This is a genomic window from Klebsiella sp. EMBS2024 (assembly GCF_036233805.1).
GTDB classification, from domain to species: Bacteria; Pseudomonadota; Gammaproteobacteria; order Enterobacterales; family Enterobacteriaceae; genus Klebsiella; species Klebsiella pneumoniae.
On sequence record NZ_JAZARW010000001.1, the window covers coordinates 2,940,960 to 2,959,204 of the forward strand.

Genomic DNA, 18,245 nt, shown 5'->3' on the forward strand with positions numbered 1-18,245 from the left:
AATTCACCCCTTATTGCGCCTGCCAGAGAATGACAGCCGCCGTTACCAACAAGTTGACCAGCGTTAACGGCAGGCATACCTTCCAGCCAAAGGACATTACCTGGTCATAGCGCGGACGCGGTAATGATGCGCGGATCAAAATGAACATCATCATGAAGAACGCGGTTTTCAGCGCGAACCAGATGAAAGGAGGTAACCACGGGCCATTCCAGCCGCCGAAGAACAGCGTGACGATCAGCGCTGAAACGGTGACGATACCGATGTATTCCCCGACGAAGAACAGACCGAATTTCATGCCGGAATATTCAATGTGGTAACCATCGGCCAGTTCCTGCTCCGCTTCCGGCTGGTCGAACGGGTGACGGTGACACACCGCCACGCCGGCGATGGCGAAAGTCACGAAGCCGAAGAACTGCGGGATAACGTTCCACAGATGCGCCTGGTTGTTGACGATATCGGTCATATTGAATGACCCCGCCTGCGCCACCACGCCCATCAGGGAGAGACCGAGAAACACTTCGTAGCTCAGGGTCTGCGCGGAAGCACGCATCGCCCCCAGCAGCGAGTATTTGTTATTGCTCGACCAACCGGCGAACAGCACAGCGTAGACCGCCAGGCCTGCCATCATCAGGAAGAAGAGGATGCCGATGTTCAGGTCGGCCACCACCCACGTCGGGCTAACCGGCACGATAGCGAAGGCCAGCAGCAGCGAGGTAAAGGCGATAACCGGCGCCAGAGTAAAGATCACGCGATCGGAGAAGCGCGGGATCCAGTCCTCTTTAAAGAACATCTTGATCATGTCGGCGACCAGCTGCAGCGAACCGCCCCAGCCGACGCGGTTAGGTCCGTAGCGGTTCTGGAACAAGCCGAGCAGACGACGCTCGCCGAAGCTCATGAACGCGCNGCAGGTGACAACCACCAGCAGAATGACCACGGCCTTCAGGATGCTTAACAGAATGTCGATAAGATCCGGCGTTAACCAGCTCATGCTTTCGCCTCCTGCAGTGAATCAATACGCGATCCGGTCAGCACCGGCGCAATGCCCGGCATGCCCATCGGTAAGCCAACCTGTCCCGCGGTCAGGCCTTCAGAGATAACCAGCGGCAGACGCAGGGTCTGGCCTTCCACGCTAAAGGAGAGCATTGCGCCTGGGTTGACGCCAAGCTTCGCGGCATCCGCCGGGTTCAGCTTGATGTACGGCTCAGGCATCCGGCTCTGGAACACCGGCGCGCGCTGAGACAGCTCATCGCTGCCGAACAGATGGTAGTACGGCGCAATTCGCCATTTGCCCTCTTCCGCCTGGAAGCTGGCCGGCACCGCCGTGAAGTACTCCAGTCCGCTGGTGGACGCTTCAAACAGACGAACGCCCGGATCGCCGTGGCGCAGTTTCCCGCCCACTTCATCCTGGAACTTGTTCCATGCCTGCGGGGAGTTCCAGCCCGGCGCCCAGGCGAACGGGATCTGCGAACGCGGGGCGGACGGCTGGTTGTTCCCTTCCATGGAGAAGGCGAACATCGTGTCTTTATCCTGCGGCTGACGCGGCTCGTGCACGCTGATGTTAGCGCGCATCGCCGTGCGGCCGCTGTAGCGGTGCGGTTCACGCGCCAGCTTCTGGCCGCGAATGCGGAAGGTCGCATCCGGCGCGGCGTCTTTAATGCCCGCCAGCTGCGGCAGCGCCGCAATCGCCGCATCAATGACGTGGTCCAGCTGAGTCCAGTCAACCTGACGGTTGTTGACGGTGCTGTGCAGCGAATGCAGCCAGCGCCAGCTTTCCAGCATTACGGTTTTCGCGTCGTAGTAAGCCGGATCGTAAACCTGGAAGAAACGTTGGGCGCGGCCTTCGTTGTTCACCACGGTACCGTCGCTTTCCGCAAAGCTTGCCGCGGAGAGCACCAGGTGCGCTTTGTCCATAATCGCGGTGCGCTGATGATCCACCACCATCACCAGCGGCGCTTTCGCCAGCGCAGCGTCAACGCGCGCGGCGGAAGCATGACGGTGAAGGTCGTTTTCCAGCACGATAACCGCGTCTGCGGCGCCGCTTTCCAGTTCGTCCAGCGCCTCTTCAAGCGAGCCGCCGCCGATCATGCCCAGTCCGACGCTGTTAACCGCCCGGGCGACCATGGTCACCCCGACATCGGCGCCGCGGCCTTTCAGAGCTTTCGCCACGTTAGCGGCGGCCTGGATGATCTCCATGCTGCCGGCGTTGGTCCCGGAGATGATCAGCGGTTTTTTCGCCCCGGCCAGCGCCTGAACGATAACGTCAACTTTACCCTGCAGGTCCTGGCTCAGGCCGTCAACCGCCGGCGCGCTGTCGTCCAGCGCATGGGCAATAGCAAAGCCGAGACGCGCCTGATCTTCTACCGGCGCGCGGTAGGTCCACGCCGCGATGTCATCCAGGCGGGTGTCATCGACGTTGGTGACGAATAGCGGGTGCTTGGCGCGCTGGCCGATGTTGAGGATCGCGGCGATCTGCCAGTCGGCCACTTTCTGCGCCGCCGCCATTTCGCGTGCTTTCCCTTTCACTGCCTGGCGTACCGCCAGGGCCACGCGCGCGCCGGTCTGGGTAATGTCTTCGCCCAGCACCAGTACCGTATCGTAGGATTCGATATCGCGCAGGCTTGGCGTGTGGATCCCGCCCTCGCGCAGCACTTTCAGCATCATCTGCAGGCGCGCTTGTTCGCCTTTGGCGATACCGGTATAGAAGTTGTCGGCGCCCACCAGCTCGCGCAGCGCGAAGTTGCTTTCAATGCTGGCGCGCGGGGAACCGATGCCGATCACTTTCTTCGACTGGCGCAGGATATCCGCCGCCCCCTGCATCGCCTGCTCGGCGTTAAGGGTGATCAGATCGTCGCCGCGGCGCTGTACCGGCTGACGCGGACGGTCTTTCAGGTTCACGTAGCCATAGCCGAAACGACCGCGGTCGCACAGGAAGTAGCGGTTCACGGTACCGTTATAGCGGTTTTCGATACGACGCAACTCGCCATAGCGTTCGCCCGGGCTGATGTTACAGCCGATGGAACACTGCTGGCAGATGCTCGGCGCAAACTGCATGTCCCACTTACGGTTATAGCGCTCGGAGTGGGTTTTGTCGGTGAAAACGCCGGTCGGGCAGACTTCCACCAGGTTGCCGGAGAACTCGCTCTCCGGGGTGCCATCTTCCGGGCGGCCGAAGTAGACGTTGTCGTGCGCGCCATAGACGCCCAGATCGGTGCCGTCGGCATAATCTTTGTAGTAGCGCACGCAGCGGTAGCAGGCGATGCAGCGGTTCATTTCGTGCGAAATAAACGGCCCCAGATCCTGATTGCGGTGGGTACGCTTGGTGAAACGATAGCGGCGGAAGCTATGACCGGTCATCACCGTCATATCCTGCAGGTGGCAGTTGCCGCCCTCTTCGCAGACCGGGCAGTCGTGCGGGTGGTTAGTCATCAACCACTCCACCACGCTTTCGCGGAACTGCTTCGCTTCGCTGTCGTCGATAGAAATAAAGGTGCCGTCGGATGCCGGAGTCATACAGGACATCACCAGGCGACCACGCGTGTCTTCCGCGTTCTGATATTGCTTCACCGCACACTGGCGGCAAGCACCGACGCTCCCTAGCGCCGGGTGCCAGCAAAAGTAGGGAATATCAAGACCAAGAGAGAGACAAGCCTCTAGCAGGTTGTCCGCCCCGTTGACCTCGTATTCTTTGCCGTCTACATGAATCGTAGCCATTTGCGTGCTTCCAAAAATAAAAAACCTTTAGATTACCAGCGCGTCTTAAGCAGGTTCGGCTGAATCCCGTTGATTGCATGGGTATTGCTGAACTGCTGCTTAATGCCAGCCTCGAATTCTTCGCGGAAATATTTAATCGCGCTCTGTAGCGGCTCGACCGCGCCCGGCGCGTGCGCGCAGAAGGTTTTACCCGGGCCCAGGAATCGACACAGTTGCTCAAGGGTTTCGATATCGCCAGGCTGGCCTTCGCCGCGCTCCAGGGCGCGCAGGATCTTCACGCTCCACGGCAGACCATCGCGGCACGGCGTACACCAGCCGCAGGACTCGCGGGCAAAGAACTCTTCAAGGTTGCGCACCAGCGAGACCATGTTGATCTCGTGGTCAACGGCCATCGCCAGCGAGGTGCCCAGACGGCTGCCCGCTTTACCAATGCTTTCGAATTCCATCGGCAGATCGAGGTGCGCTTCGGTGAGGAAGTCGGTCCCTGCTCCACCCGGTTGCCAGGCTTTAAACTTCAGGCCATCGCGCATACCGCCGGCGTAATCTTCGAGGATCTCGCGGGCAGTGGTGCCGAACGGCAGCTCCCAGACGCCCGGATTCTTCACCCGGCCGGAGAAGCCCATCAGCTTGGTGCCAGCATCTTTGCTGGTGGAAATGTTCTGGTACCACTCGACGCCGTTGGCGAGGATCGCTGGCACGTTGCACAGGGTTTCTACGTTGTTGACGCAGGTCGGCTTGCCCCAGACGCCGGAGCTCGCCGGGAACGGCGGCTTGGATCGCGGGTTGGCGCGGCGGCCTTCCAGGGAGTTGATCAGCGCCGTCTCTTCGCCGCAGATATAGCGCCCTGCCCCGGTGTGCACGAACAGCTCGAAGTCAAACCCGGTGCCGAGGATGTTTTTCCCCAACAGACCCGCTTCGGTGGCTTCAGCAATCGCGCGACGCAGATGCTGGGCCGCTTCAATATATTCCCCGCGCAGGAAGATGTAGCCGCGGTACGCTTTCAGCGCAAACGCGGAGATCAGCATGCCTTCCACCAGCAGGTGCGGCAGCTGCTCCATCAGCAGGCGGTCTTTATAGGTGCCCGGCTCCATTTCATCGGCGTTACACAGCAGGTAACGGATGTTCATGGATTCGTCTTTCGGCATCAGGCTCCACTTCAGACCAGTGGAGAAGCCCGCGCCGCCGCGCCCTTTCAGGCCAGCGTCTTTTACCGCCGTGACAATCTCATCCGGGGCCATCCCGGTCAGGGCTTTACGCGCCCCTTCATAGCCATTTTTACTGCGATACTCGTCCAGCCACACCGGCTGCTTGTCGTCGCGCAGGCGCCAGGTGAGCGGATGCGTTTCCGCAGTACGAATTACGGTTTTCATTTGTACTGCTCCAGCAGGTCAGGAATTGCCTCCGGCGTCAGATGGCTGTGAGTATCCTCATCAATCATCATGGTCGGTCCCTTGTCGCAGTTACCCAGGCAGCAGGTCGGCAGCAGGGTAAAGCGGCCATCAAAGGTGGTCTGCCCCGGCTTGATATTCAGTTTCTTCTCAATGGCGGCCTGAATACCCTGATAACCGGTGATGTGGCATACCACGCTGTCGCAGTAGCGGATCACGTGACGGCCAACCGGCTGGCGGAAAATCTGGCTGTAGAACGTCGCCACGCCTTCCACGTCGCTGGCCGGGATCCCCAGCACATCGGCGATAGCGTAGATCGCGCCATCCGGCACCCAGCCGCGCTGTTTCTGAACGATTTTCAGCGCTTCGATGGACGCCGCACGCGGGTCTTCGTAGTGGTGCTTCTCGTGCTCAATAGCCTCACGCTCTGCCGCACTCAGCTCAAAAGCCTCGGTTTGTGGTTGTTGATTCTCGTGCATAATTAGCGGTCCACGTCTGACATAACAAAATCGATACTACCCAGATAGACGATCAGGTCGGATACCAGGCTGCCGCGGATCGCCGACGGGATCTGCTGCAGGTGCGCAAAGCTCGGCGTACGCACGCGGGTACGGTAGCTCATGGTGCTGCCGTCGCTGGTCAGGTAGTAACTGTTGATCCCTTTGGTCGCCTCAATCATCTGGAAAGATTCGTTGGCCGGCATCACCGGGCCCCACGATACCTGTAGGAAGTGGGTGATCAGGGTTTCGATATGCTGCAGCGTGCGCTCTTTCGGCGGCGGCGTGGTCAGCGGGTGATCCGCTTTGAACGGGCCTTCCGGCATGTTATCGAGGCACTGCTGAAGAATGCGCAGACTCTGGCGCAGCTCTTCTACTTTCAGCATCACGCGGGTGTAGCAGTCAGAGACGCCCCCCCCGGTCGGGACTTCGAAGTCGAAGTTTTCATAGCCAGAGTAAGGACGCCATTTACGCACGTCGAAGTCGATACCGGTGGCGCGCAGGCCTGCGCCGGTGGTGCCCCACTCCAGCGCCTCTTTGGCGGTATAGGCTGCCACGCCGACGGAACGGCCTTTCAGAATGGTGTTGCGCAGGGCGGCCTTCTCATAGGAGTCCAGACGCTTCGGCATCCACTCGAGGAACTCACGCAGCAGGCGATCCCAGCCACGCGGCAGATCGTGCGCGACGCCGCCGATGCGGAACCACGCCGGGTGCATACGGAACCCGGTAATCGCTTCCACCAGATCGTAAATTTTCTGCCGATCGGTAAAGGCGAAGAAGACCGGCGTCATCGCGCCGACGTCCTGAATAAAGGTCGAGATATACAGCAGGTGGCTGTTGATGCGGAACAGCTCGGAGAGCATCACGCGGATCACGTTCACGCGATCCGGTACGGTGATCCCAGCCAGTTTTTCCACCGCCAGCACGTACGGCATCTCGTTGACGCAGCCGCCGAGATATTCAATACGGTCGGTATACGGGATGTAGCTGTGCCAGGACTGACGCTCGCCCATCTTCTCGGCGCCGCGGTGGTGATAACCGATATCCGGTACGCAGTCGACGATCTCTTCGCCGTCCAGCTGCAGAATAATGCGGAACGCACCATGCGCCGATGGGTGGTTCGGACCGAGGTTGAGGAACATGAAGTCCTCGTTGTCGGTGCCGCGCTTCATGCCCCACTCTTCCGGTTTAAAGGTCAGCGCCTCCATCTCCAGATCCTGTTTGGCTTTGGTCAGCTCAAACGGGTCGAACTCGGTGGCACGCGCCGGATAATCTTTACGCAGCGGGTGACCTTCCCAGGTCGGCGGCATCATGATGCGACGCAGGTTCGGGTGACCATCGAAGGTAATGCCAAACATTTCCCAGGTTTCACGCTCATACCAGTTGGCGTTGGGGAACAGTTTGGTGAAGGTCGGCAGATGCAGATCGTTTTCCGACAGCGCCACCTTGAGCATGATGTCGCGGTTGCGATCGATAGAGATCAGGTGATAGAAAACGGAAAAATCCGCGGCGGGCAGGCCATCGCGGTGCGTGCGCAGACGTTCGTCCATGCCGTGCAGGTCAAACAGCATCACGTAAGGCTTCGGCAATTTCTTCAGGAAATCACCCACCTCCAGCAGCTGTTCACGCTTCACCCATACCACCGGTACGCCGGTACGGGTTGGCTGAACGGTAAAGGCATCCGGCCCAAAGCGGTTGCGCAGTTCGCCAATCACCGGGTCATCAAGGTGATCGCGGGTTTGCCAGGCTGGTGCGGCGTCATGCGCGGTTAAATCGGTCATATTGTTCACCATTGCAAAAGGTCCGTGGTGACTGCCGGCGAGACTTCGCGCTGTTGTAGATTGATTTGCGAAGTGGTTCTCCCGCCCGCAGGCGCAAATTAAATCTCGTCCGGCGTCCGCAGATTGGTCACTGCAATACGTTCGCCGCGTTTACGCTCGCGTTCCGACTGCATATTGGCGCGATAAACGCCCTGATCGCCAACCACCCATGAGAGCGGACGACGTTCTTTACCAATGGACTCCTGCAGCAGCATCAGCGCCTGCATATAGGCCTCCGGACGCGGCGGGCAGCCCGGGATGTACACATCGACCGGAATGAATTTATCCACGCCCTGGACGACGGAATAGATGTCGTACATCCCGCCTGAGTTGGCGCAGGCGCCCATGGAGATCACCCACTTCGGCTCCAGCATCTGATCGTAGAGACGCTGAATAACCGGCGCCATTTTGGTAAAGCAGGTTCCCGCGACCACCATCAGGTCCGCCTGACGCGGAGAGGCGCGCAGAACTTCTGCCCCAAAACGCGCAACGTCATGCACCGCAGTGAATGACGTCACCATTTCCACATAACAGCAAGAAAGGCCGAAGTTGTACGGCCAAATTGAGTTCTTACGGCCCCAGTTCACCATGTCATGCAGCGCGTGTTCGAGTTTCCCCATATACACGCTTTTATTGACTTCCTGCTCCAGAGGATCGGTAACGATCTCCTGTTTCTGCAGGGGGTAACGGTCGTTCTCACCGTTAGGATCTATGCGGGTGAGCGTATAATCCATCTTATTGCCTCGCTTTTACTGCATATGACGGTTAGTGGGACTGTCTGTTTCCGGGTTAACCAGCGTGCGACGGGAACGCGCAGGCGTCCAGTCCAGTGCGCCGATGCGAACGAGATAAACCAGACCAGCCAGTAGCACTAAAATGAAAATTGCGGCTTCCACAAAGCCGACCCAGCCGCTCTCGCGGATAGAGGTCGACCATGCGTAGAGATACAGGGCTTCCACGTCGAAGATAACGAAGAACATGGCAACCAGATAAAACTTCGCAGAAAGACGTAAGCGGGCCGAACCGACGGAGTCGATCCCCGATTCAAACGGCGTGTTTTTACTACGCGCGCGCGCGCGACCGCCAAGGTACCAGCCGCCGACGAGCATGAGGCAGCACAGGCCGATAGCGATGATGAGAAATATAGCGAATGCCCAATGATGAGCGATGACTTCAGTGGATGTTGACATACGCATTGCTTAACCAAAAAAGTGTAGCGCCAAAACCCTCTGCTCTTACTGGCAGATGAACGCCACAGCGTTTCACGGGAGGAATAAAAAATAACCGTGCAAAAAAGCGTCCCTGGTCGATGTGAGAAGCCCAGATGCCGTGGCTTTTTACCCCTTTCTTTAACCTTTTGTCAACTTTAACAAAAGTTTTCATAACATTAATTTACATTGGAATCTTTTCATTAACATTAAATGCCCTTTTCTGCGAAATAACCTTGCATACTGTTCGGTTTTAGTGTTGTTGAATCGTGTCCGTTTCCGTCGTAAATCAAAAATCCCTTCTATTTTGACAGGATTTAGCCTCGATTCCTCCCCCCAAAGAGGGGTATTTTCTTGATCTGCGACACGGTTTTGTTAATTACCCCAGGAAATCGGCAACAATCCATCCGGTTTTTTAACATTAGCAGGAAGTGTTGAAAGTGCAGGGAAAAGTCGACAAGCTGAGCGCCTTGTCACGCCAATACGCTGATTTTTCTGCAAAGAAATACAAAAAAGATTCAAAACATCAATAAGAGTGCAAAAAAAAGAGCCGCCAGGCGGGAAACCAACTCCTGAGGCTCTTTTTGGGCACTTACATTCTGTTACCAGTTTTTGTGATCTTTGTTAGCAAGAATACCCTTACAAAACCAAGGTATTCCCTCCCTCTTCCGGAGTAAGTGCTGTGCCCGTTTCCCAGGGATGGATCTCCTGGCTCAGAGACTGAAAAATCGCCTGCGGCAGTTCGCTCACCGTCCGCGGATTGCAGCTGACGACGTACCGGGTGTCCGGCAACGCCGGTAACCCCTCACTGATGCCAGCCACGCGTAGATCCGGGCTCATCATTTCGACCGGGCGCGCAGTCACGCCCAGCCCGGCCTTCACCGCCGCTTTCACGCCCGATAGCGAGGAAGCTCCGTGGGCCAGATGCCAACTGACGCGAGCAGTTTCCAGCGCGGCGATAATATCCTGGCGGAATGGACTTGGCTCTTCGAGCAGGATCAGGGGGATAGATTCCCCCTTCGCCAGCACATATTCCGCTGCACAATACCAGAGAGTAGGTGATGTTCTCAGGGTAAAAGAGGTAAAGCCGGGAGGCTGATGGGTGGTCAACGCCAGATCGACCAGCCCCTCGGCCAACATCTCCATGATGGCGGCATGGGGGTGAACTTTGATCTCCAACGTCATTCTGGGATAGAAACAGCCGATGCGGTTTAACAAAAACGGCAGGATGGTGTCAGCCGTTTCTTCTGACGCACCGATGCTCAGAGCCCCCTGCAGGCTGCCATACATCAGCGACATACAGGCTTCATCGTTAAAACGGAGAATTTTGCGGGCATAGCCCAGCAGCTGGATCCCCTGCTCGGTCAGCAGCTTATTGCGGCCGTGGCGGGCGAAAAGCTCTTTGCCCACCAGCTGTTCCAGGCGTTGCATTTGCTGACTGACCGCGGACTGAGTACGACACACTGCGGCGGCGGCGGCGGCAAAAGTGTTCAAATCAGCGACCGCGACAAAGGTACGCAGCAGATCGAGATCGAGGTTGAGTATGGGACGTGTTGTATTAATCATCTTTCTTCACTTACAGGTGGCTAACGCTGACCTGCCTTGTTGATGCTTTACGCCAGGTTTCCGGCTATTCCCTGAGCCTCGTGCTCACCGTCTGACGGCGGATAAACAACTGGACGAACGTTATTACATGCCAAAGTACTCGTCTGGGCAAATGCGCAGAACTGCGGAGTAATATATTGTTCGTATTTCTCATTATTATTTATTACCACGACCAGCCAGGCGCCATACGTCGCCGCGGGAACCCGGTCAGTGATGCTGAGAAAATCGCTCTTCTGGCGTAACTTTCCGGCAGAAAAGGAACAATAAAATCCTGTAATAACAATATATTAAATCTCAATGCAACCGCAGTTCTTGGCGGTTAACACGGATATTAACGGTGATATTCTAACCTATCCCCCTCCTTTTTATAAGCCTTAATAAGGATTAACTGAGACAATTTTAAATTTTTTTCAACATTTTATATTAATTAACAAACCTCAGATTATTACCCGNTAAAAATAATAATAATGTGGTCGCACGCTGTTTTTTATTAAAATTATTTAACATCAAAATTACAAGCCAATCGCGCTTGTATGCAGGATAGCGTTTTTTAGCGACTCCCCCTTCTCCCTCCCCATATTACCGGGCAAACAAACGAGATAAATGATGGCAAAACCGCTACTAAATCTATATTTACGACCAAAAAATCGACATAAAAAGGCATAAGCCACAGACCAAATCCGCAATCGGTAGATAAATCAATTGCGCTTAAAATCCGGCGTTAGCAAAATCTTCTCCTGCAAAGCCTTCAAAACAGCGGGGAGGGGGAGTACATTGTTCCGTGCTGACTTCCACGGCAGGGAGTGGCGATAACAGCTAAAAGGTCAAGATTCATGTCCCCCATCGAAAAATCCAGCAAGTTAGAGAACGTCTGTTATGACATCCGCGGCCCGGTTCTGAAAGAAGCCAAACGTCTTGAAGAAGAAGGCAATAAGGTTCTGAAACTGAACATCGGCAACCCGGCGCCATTCGGCTTCGAGGCCCCTGACGAGATCCTCGTCGACGTCATCCGCAATTTGCCTACCGCCCAGGGTTACTGCGATTCGAAAGGATTGTACTCGGCGCGTAAAGCTATCATGCAGCATTACCAGGCCCGGGGTATGCGCGATGTCACGGTGGAAGACATCTATATCGGCAACGGCGTGTCCGAACTGATTGTGCAGGCGATGCAGGCGCTGTTAAACAGCGGCGATGAGATGCTGGTTCCCGCCCCGGACTACCCGCTGTGGACGGCGGCGGTGTCGCTTTCCAGCGGCAAAGCGGTGCACTATCTGTGTGACGAATCCTCTGACTGGTTCCCGGATCTGGACGACATCCGCGCAAAAATCACACCGCGCACCCGCGGGATCGTGATCATTAACCCTAACAACCCCACCGGCGCGGTCTATTCCAAAGAATTGCTGCAGGAGATCGTGGAGATCGCTCGTCAGCATAATCTGATCATTTTCGCCGATGAAATTTACGACAAGATCCTCTACGACGAAGCCCAGCATCACTCTATTGCCGCCCTGGCGCCGGACCTGCTGACGGTGACCTTTAACGGATTGTCGAAAACCTATCGCGTTGCCGGCTTCCGTCAGGGCTGGATGGTGCTGAATGGCCCGAAAAAACACGCGAAGGGCTATATCGAAGGGCTGGAGATGCTGGCTTCAATGCGTCTGTGCGCCAACGTGCCGGCCCAGCATGCTATCCAGACGGCGCTGGGCGGCTATCAGAGCATCAGCGAATTCATCATCCCCGGCGGACGCCTGTATGAACAACGCAACCGCGCTTGGGAGCTTATCAACGATATTCCGGGCGTCTCCTGCGTGAAGCCAAAAGGCGCGCTGTATATGTTCCCGAAAATCGACGCCAAACGCTTCAATATTCATGACGACCAGAAAATGGTGCTCGACTTCCTGCTGCAGGAGAAAGTCCTGCTGGTGCAGGGCACCGCCTTTAACTGGCCGTGGCCGGATCACGTACGCATCGTGACCCTGCCGCGCGAAGACGACCTGGAGATGGCTATCTCCCGCTTTGGCCGCTTCCTCTCCGGCTACCATCAGCTTTAATCGCGCCGCCGCCGGCATTTGCATCCGGCGGCGATCCCTGCGCACAATGGAACCCGATGTTGTCACTGATTAAGGGTCCCTATGAGTCAGAGTCATTTCTTTGCCCACCTCTCCCGCCTGAAACTGATTAACCGCTGGCCGCTGATGCGCAACGTGCGCACCGAAAATGTCTCCGAACACAGCCTGCAGGTGGCGATGGTCGCCCACGCGCTGGCGGCGATTAAAAACCGCAAATTTGGCGGCCAGGTCAACGCCGAGCGTATCGCCCTGCTGGCGATGTACCATGACGCCTCGGAAGTACTAACTGGCGACCTCCCTACTCCGGTGAAATATTTCAACTCCCAGATTGCCCAGGAATATAAGGCGATTGAGAAAATTGCTCAGCAAAAGCTGGTGGATATGGTCCCTGACGAGCTGCGCGATATTTTCGAGCCGCTGATTGATGAGCATCACTACAGTGAGGAAGAGCAGTCGATCGTTAAACAGGCTGACGCCCTCTGCGCTTACCTGAAGTGCCTCGAAGAGCTGTCTGCAGGCAATAACGAATTTCTGCTGGCCAAAGGTCGGCTGGAAAAGACCCTGGCATCGCGGCGCAGCGCGGAGATGGATTACTTTATGCAAGTGTTCGTCCCAAGCTTCCAGCTGTCGCTGGACGAAATTAGCCAGGATTCGCCGCTGTAAGGTTCTGGCCGGGCGGCGGTTGTGCTCTACCCGGCCAGAATATCTTAAAACGGAAACAGTACCGGGATCAGCAGGACGCAGACCACCATCACCAGTATGGTAAAGGGCACGCCTATTTTGACAAAATCGCTAAATGAGTACTTGCCCGGGCCAAGCACCAGGGTGTTAACCGGCGAGGAGACCGGGGTCATAAACGCCGCCGAAGCCGCCATCGCCACCACCATGGCAAAAGGATAGGGTGAGACGCCCATTGACTTCGCCGCCGCTAAGGCAATAGGCGCCATCAGCACCGCCGTGGCGGTGTTTGAGATAAACAGCCCAATCGCCGCGCACATCACGAACAGGCAGCCGAGCATCAGATAAGGCCCCTCGCCTCCGGCGACATCCATCAGCCCCTTCACCACCAGATCCACCCCGCCGGTTTTTTGCAGCGCCAGGGCAAACGGCATCATCCCAACAATCAAAATAATGCTCGGCCAGTGGATCGCCTTGTAGGCGCTCTCGGCATTGATGCAGCGGAATTTGCCCATCAGCAGACAGGCGATAATCGCGGCAATCGGGTTGGGAATTTCATCGGTGAGCATCAGGGCTACCATCAGCACCAGGCAGAAAATCGCATGCGGAGCCTGGCTGTGGGCCGGCGAAGCGTCATCGACCTCAACCGGCATATTGAGCACCACGAAATCCCGGCCGCGCTTCGCCAGCAGGGCAATTTGCCGCCAGTTGCCGACCACCAGCAGGATATCGCCGAGCTGCAGCGGCTCGTCGACCACCGAACCATCCATCGCTTTGCCATCGCGCTTCATGCCGACGATATTGAGACCAAACCGGGTGCGGAAGGCTATCTCTCGCACCGTTTTGCCCATCATCTCTGAATCCGGGATCAGCGCCACCTCCGCCATCCCCACATCCAGCGCCTGATCGGCAAAATACTCGCCGCGCAGCACCATCGGCTCAAGCATTTGCTCGCCGCAGAACTGGCGTAAATCGACATCGGAGGCGGACATATCGATTAGCAGGACGTCGCGGGCGCGAAATTCCGATACCCCGTTGACGTTGACAATTACCCGGCGGAACCGCCGCCAGCGTTCAACGCCGATCACGTTGGCGCAGTAGCGCTCACGCAGCTTTAAATCATCCAGCCGCTGACCGATCATCGGCGAACCCGGGCGGATGGCCAGCCGGCGAGCGCGGCCGGTGAGGTGATATTCGCGGATCAAATCGCGGAAGGTGCTTCTTTTTCGCCCATCGCGTGCGGAGTCGCCATTATCCGTCTTCAGCATAAAGCGCACCGCCAGCATATAGACGATGCCCAGGATCAGCACCACCAGGCCAATCGGCGTGACGCTGAAAAAGCTGAAGCCGTGCAGTCCCTCGCGCAGCAATTCACTGTTGACCACCAGGTTGGGCGGCGTCGCCACCAGGGTCATCATCCCGCTGATAAGCCCGGCGAAGCTCAGCGGCATCATCAGCCGCGATGGCGAGGTATTCATCCGCGCCGAGACGCTAAGTACCACCGGGATGAAAATGGCGACCACCCCGGTGGAGCTCATAAACGCGCCCAGACCGGCGACGGTGAGCATCAGGTAGATCAGCATCTTGGTTTCGCTGTTCCCCGCCACGCTCACCAGCCATGCCCCCATTTTGGTGGCGACTCCGGTGCGCACCAGGCCATCGCCGATAATAAACAGGGCGGCAATCAGGATCACGTTAGGATCGCTGAATCCGGAAAAAGCTTCATTTAACGTCAGCGTTCCGCTGAGGACAAAGGCGACAATGACCATCAGGGCGATAGCATCCATGCGCACCTTGCCGGTAGCAAACAGCACAACCGCGATGGCCAGGAGGGATAAAACCCAAATCAATTCACCGTTCACAACGTTTCCTTGTCACAAGTGGGAGTCGACATAGTGGCGTAAAAAAGCCCCGACGACGCGGGGCGAAATCATGGGTTTACGCTTTAAGACGCACATTTACCACGCCGTCAGTCTGGCGTTCAACCACCAGATCTTCCAGGCTGCTCAGCACGAGGTCGGCTTCATCCAGGCGAGGGGCATCGGCGGGCACGTTGACCGCGATAGTGCGACAGCCGGCCGCCAGTCCGGAGAGGAGCCCCGCCGGCGCATCTTCCACCACCGCGCACTCCCCGGCAGGCAGACCCAGCCGCTCGGCGCCCAGCAGATAGGCGTCCGGCGCCGGTTTGCCGTGTTTCACCTGCTCGGCGGTGACGAACACCTCAGGCATCGGCAGGCCCGCCGCGCGGTGACGCGCGTGGGCAACCGGAATCGAGCCGGAGGTGACAATCGCCCACGGGATCCCGGCCTCATTGAGCGTATTCAGCAGGGCTAATGCCCCCGGCAGCGCGACGATACCCTCAATATCAGTGGCTTCTATCTGCTCGAGGTAGCGAAATTCGGCCTGGATATCCTCCTCGCTGCGCCCCGGCATAAAATGGCGAATGGAGGTAATGGCCTGCTTGCCGTGAATAAAACTGAGAATTTCATCATGGTCAATGGCGAAACGATCCCCCCACTTGCACCATGAACGCTCCACCACCGGCAAGGAATCCACCAGCGTCCCGTCTAAATCGAACAGGAAACCTTTACACTGCACGGGCACCTCCCTCAGGCGTTGATAATTTGATTAATTTCATTACTGCTCAGATGATACTGGCGCGGGCAAGCGTGCCAGACGCTCAGCATCCGCTGATATTTCTCCCACATCGGGGTCTGCGAGTTAAAGCCATGGGTACCGGCGTCAAAATGGCTGTAGCGGCCTTCAACGTTGACCATAAAACGCACATAGCCGAGATAACGCGCTTCGGTGGCGGCATCAAATCCGAGGAAGGTGACCCGGCGTTCATCGATACCCGCCGCGTCTTTCAGGTTGGTCCAGGAGACGTGCAGCGCGTGGTACATCTCCATGATATCAATAACGGTACGGCAGGTTTCTTCCGTCAACTGGCCAAACTCGCGGTCCAGTTCACGCATCTGTAGCCCATACCCACGCTCTATGATGGTTTGCAGACGACGGTAGCGTTCCGCATTATCCGGGTCGAGCATCGTCATCATTTTGTACTGATTGGATAAAATCAGACGCTGCGCATTGGTCATTTCCATGTTGTGACTCCTGTAGCACGGTAGGGCGTGAAATAAAGAAGGCGCATAAATCATGCGCCTTCTTTTATATGCGTTTTCCGTAGTGAATTACAAATCATCAAGGAAAGTTTTATCCAGTTGTTTGAAGGCGCGCTTAAGCGTGTCAGCCAGCGCCTGATAATCGGGCTTGCCTTCGACCGGTGCCAGCGCCTGCCCCGCCTCCTGCAGTTTACCGCGCACTTCATAGAACCAGTTAAGAATGGAGGGCGGCAGCGGCGTCACCGAACGCTTACCCAACCACCAGAGTCCCTGCATCGGCAGGCTCAGCGCAAACAGCGCGGTAGCGACGGCGGGGCCCAGCTGGCCGCCAAGAGCTATCTGCCAGCAGAGGGTAAAAATGGCGATTGGCGGCATGATGCGGATAGCATAGCGGGTGGCACGAATAATGCGGTTTTCAATAAACACCGGCGCGAGGCGCTTGTCGAGAGGCCAGGTCTTTGCGTAATGCTGCCCGCGGTTGAACAAGCTAAAGAAGCTAACGGGGCGTTTCTCAGGGGTCGACATGGCTTTACCTCAACTTTACATATAAAACTTAAAAAATTCGTGCAAAACACCAACTATGCATGACATCGTTCAAAAGATTTTGGCAAAGGATGCCGCAATCAGGTATCCTGTGCCCGCCTGAAAGGGCGGTTAGACTCTTTGCCAGGCTAGTCAAATTATCGCATATTCTGCCATTGGCTGAAAATTATGCAAAATGGCATAAAATCAAATGTACTTCTCTCATCGTGCCCGAAAACAGAACAAGGCATGATGTTAATCATAAATGTCGAGGTCATCCTGCGCTACGCTAATGACACACTGACGTTTTTTTAGCCACGTATCATAAAAAGGTACTTCCATGTCGAGTAAGTTAGTACTGGTTCTGAACTGCGGTAGCTCCTCTCTGAAATTTGCTATCCTTGACGCCGTGAACGGCGACGAATATCTGTCCGGTTTAGCGGAATGCTTCCACCTGCCGGAAGCCCGTATCAAATGGAAAATGGACGGCAGCAAACAAGAAGCCGAGTTAGGCGCGGGCGCCGCGCACAGTGAAGCGCTGAACTTTATCGTTAACACTATTCTGGCACAAAAACCAGAACTGTCTGCTCAGCTGACCGCAATCGGCCACCGTATCGTACACGGCGGTGAAAAATACACCAGCTCCGTGGTGATCGACGAGTCCGTAATTCAGGGTATTAAAGACGCCGCGTCTTTCGCACCGCTGCACAACCCGGCACACCTGATCGGCATCGCTGAAGCGCTGAAATCCTTCCCGCACCTGAAAGACAAAAACGTGGCTGTATTCGATACGGCGTTCCATCAGACCATGCCGGAAGAATCCTATCTCTACGCCCTGCCGTACAGCCTGTACAAAGAGCACGGCGTTCGTCGTTACGGCGCGCACGGCACCAGCCACTTCTACGTGACTCAGGAAGCCGCTAAGATCCTCAACAAGCCGGTGGAAGAGCTGAACATCATCACCTGCCACCTCGGCAACGGTGGTTCTGTTTCCGCTATCCGTAACGGTAAATGCGTTGACACCTCCATGGGTCTGACCCCGCTGGAAGGCCTGGTGATGGGTACCCGCTCCGGTGACATCGATCCGGCCATCATCTTCCATCTGCACGACACCCTGGGCATGAGCGTTGACGCGATCAACAAAATGCTGACCAAAGAGTCCGGCCTGCTGGGTCTGACCGAAGTCACCAGCGACTGCCGCTACGTGGAAGACAACTATCAGGAAAAAGCCGACGCTAAACGCGCGATGGACGTTTACTGCCACCGCCTGGCGAAATACATCGGTTCCTACACCGCGCTGATGGACGGCCGTCTTGACGCCGTTATTTTCACCGGTGGTATCGGTGAAAACGCCGCGATGGTGCGTGAGCTGTCGCTGGGCAAACTGGGCGTACTGGGCTTTGAAGTTGACCATGAGCGTAACCTTGCTGCCCGCTTCGGCAAGTCTGGCTTCATCAACAAAGAAGGCACACGTCCTGCCGTGGTTATCCCGACCAACGAAGAGCTGGTCATCGCGCAAGACGCCAGCCGTCTGACCGCATAATTCCACATCGCCAGCCCTGACCCGCAATAATTCGAGCTGCAGGAAGGCGGCGACACAGCAAAACCCCGGCCGCGTACAGCGC

At 56.7% G+C, this 18,245-nt stretch carries 15 protein-coding genes; 3 read left to right on the plus strand and 12 right to left on the minus strand.

Going from position 1 to position 18,245, the window contains the following annotated elements; translation table 11 throughout:
- Positions 1-10 precede the first annotated feature (10 nt).
- The 8 genes from nuoH to VZP09_RS13540 all read right to left on the minus strand — a co-directional run bounded on the left by nuoH (position 11) and on the right by VZP09_RS13540 (position 10,190).
- On the minus strand, positions 11-988 hold the full coding sequence (gene nuoH / locus VZP09_RS13505) for an NADH-quinone oxidoreductase subunit NuoH (protein WP_328795215.1): 978 nt from the start codon (positions 986-988) through the stop codon (positions 11-13).
- Positions 985-3,711 (minus strand): NADH-quinone oxidoreductase subunit NuoG, encoded by a 2,727-nt coding sequence (nuoG, locus tag VZP09_RS13510; RefSeq protein WP_328795216.1) that lies wholly within the window; start codon positions 3,709-3,711, stop codon positions 985-987. The genes nuoH and nuoG overlap by 4 nt, the downstream gene beginning before the upstream one ends.
- A gap of 32 nt (positions 3,712-3,743) precedes the next feature.
- The gene (gene nuoF, locus VZP09_RS13515; RefSeq protein WP_002913158.1) at positions 3,744-5,081 is read right to left on the minus strand and encodes an NADH-quinone oxidoreductase subunit NuoF; all 1,338 of its coding nucleotides are present in this window, start codon (positions 5,079-5,081) and stop codon (positions 3,744-3,746) included.
- On the minus strand, positions 5,078-5,578 hold the full coding sequence (gene nuoE, locus VZP09_RS13520; protein ID WP_002913160.1) for an NADH-quinone oxidoreductase subunit NuoE: 501 nt from the start codon (positions 5,576-5,578) through the stop codon (positions 5,078-5,080). Before nuoE ends, nuoF begins: the two co-directional genes overlap by 4 nt.
- A 2-nt stretch (positions 5,579-5,580) precedes the next feature.
- Positions 5,581-7,389 (minus strand): NADH-quinone oxidoreductase subunit C/D, encoded by a 1,809-nt coding sequence (nuoC, locus tag VZP09_RS13525; RefSeq protein ID WP_002913162.1) that lies wholly within the window; start codon positions 7,387-7,389, stop codon positions 5,581-5,583.
- A gap of 86 nt (positions 7,390-7,475) precedes the next feature.
- On the minus strand, positions 7,476-8,150 hold the full coding sequence (gene nuoB / locus VZP09_RS13530) for an NADH-quinone oxidoreductase subunit NuoB (protein ID WP_002913178.1): 675 nt from the start codon (positions 8,148-8,150) through the stop codon (positions 7,476-7,478).
- Between the two features lie 15 nt (positions 8,151-8,165).
- Complete coding sequence (gene nuoA / locus VZP09_RS13535) at positions 8,166-8,612, minus strand: NADH-quinone oxidoreductase subunit NuoA (protein ID WP_002913181.1); 447 nt, start codon at positions 8,610-8,612, stop codon at positions 8,166-8,168.
- A gap of 651 nt (positions 8,613-9,263) precedes the next feature.
- Positions 9,264-10,190, minus strand: coding sequence for a LysR family transcriptional regulator (locus tag VZP09_RS13540; RefSeq protein ID WP_002913183.1), 927 nt, complete (start codon positions 10,188-10,190; stop codon positions 9,264-9,266).
- Positions 10,191-11,062: 872 nt separating this feature from the next.
- Here VZP09_RS13540 and alaA point away from each other — a divergent pair.
- Positions 11,063-12,280, plus strand: coding sequence for an alanine transaminase AlaA (gene alaA / locus VZP09_RS13545; protein ID WP_002913185.1), 1,218 nt, complete (start codon positions 11,063-11,065; stop codon positions 12,278-12,280).
- Between the two features lie 81 nt (positions 12,281-12,361).
- Positions 12,362-12,961: a 5'-deoxynucleotidase gene (gene yfbR, locus VZP09_RS13550; RefSeq protein ID WP_002913188.1), complete on the plus strand. Its 600-nt coding sequence runs from the start codon at positions 12,362-12,364 to the stop codon at positions 12,959-12,961.
- 44 nt (positions 12,962-13,005) lie between these two features.
- Here yfbR and VZP09_RS13555 read toward each other — a convergent pair whose 3' ends face one another.
- From VZP09_RS13555 to yfbV, 4 genes are all read right to left on the minus strand, one after another.
- On the minus strand, positions 13,006-14,838 hold the full coding sequence (locus VZP09_RS13555; protein WP_009484760.1) for an SLC13 family permease: 1,833 nt from the start codon (positions 14,836-14,838) through the stop codon (positions 13,006-13,008).
- 76 nt (positions 14,839-14,914) lie between these two features.
- The gene (locus tag VZP09_RS13560) at positions 14,915-15,574 is read right to left on the minus strand and encodes a sugar phosphatase (RefSeq protein ID WP_004174996.1); all 660 of its coding nucleotides are present in this window, start codon (positions 15,572-15,574) and stop codon (positions 14,915-14,917) included.
- 11 nt (positions 15,575-15,585) lie between these two features.
- Positions 15,586-16,080, minus strand: coding sequence for a YfbU family protein (locus VZP09_RS13565; RefSeq protein ID WP_002913193.1), 495 nt, complete (start codon positions 16,078-16,080; stop codon positions 15,586-15,588).
- Between the two features lie 87 nt (positions 16,081-16,167).
- Positions 16,168-16,623, minus strand: a complete 456-nt coding sequence (yfbV, locus tag VZP09_RS13570) for a terminus macrodomain insulation protein YfbV (protein ID WP_002913194.1) — start codon at positions 16,621-16,623, stop codon at positions 16,168-16,170.
- A 337-nt stretch (positions 16,624-16,960) separates the two neighbouring features.
- Here yfbV and ackA point away from each other — a divergent pair, with 337 nt between their 5' ends.
- Positions 16,961-18,163 (plus strand): acetate kinase, encoded by a 1,203-nt coding sequence (gene ackA / locus VZP09_RS13575; protein WP_002913195.1) that lies wholly within the window; start codon positions 16,961-16,963, stop codon positions 18,161-18,163.
- Positions 18,164-18,245 lie beyond the last annotated feature (82 nt).